The sequence below is a fragment of the Streptomyces albipurpureus genome (genome assembly GCF_023701525.1).
In the GTDB taxonomy this organism is placed as follows: domain Bacteria; phylum Actinomycetota; class Actinomycetes; order Streptomycetales; family Streptomycetaceae; genus Streptomyces; species Streptomyces albipurpureus.
In genome coordinates, this window is the sequence record NZ_JAMQAW010000012.1 from 2,350 (window position 1) to 2,698 (window position 349).

At 69.6% G+C, this 349-nt stretch carries 1 pseudogene; it reads left to right on the top strand.

The window, feature by feature from the left end:
- A pseudogene (locus NBG84_RS15765) lies at positions 1–349 on the top strand (hypothetical protein); the annotation flags it as partial.

Genomic DNA, 349 nt, shown 5'->3' on the forward strand with positions numbered 1-349 from the left:
ACGGAGCCATCGTCACCGCCTCCTCCAGGGCCCGGACCACGGGCCCCGCGTACCAGTCGGGCGGCGGCATCAACGTCTTCGTACCGGGTACGCACGGCGGCCTCCCACCGACGTCGTTCGCCGACAGCATCAGCACCGGATTCCCCGGCGCCCACGGCGTGCTGTGGGACCACAAGCTCCAACTCCTGCTCGCCATCGGCCACGAGGAACTCCGCGCCTACAGCCTCGTGACCAACACCAGCGGCATCATCACCGGCCTCTCCCGAGTGGCGACGCTCACCTTCACGGGCACCGGCCACGACCTGCAGCCCGACTACGCCTCCACGGACATCCTCTACACGGTGGGCGG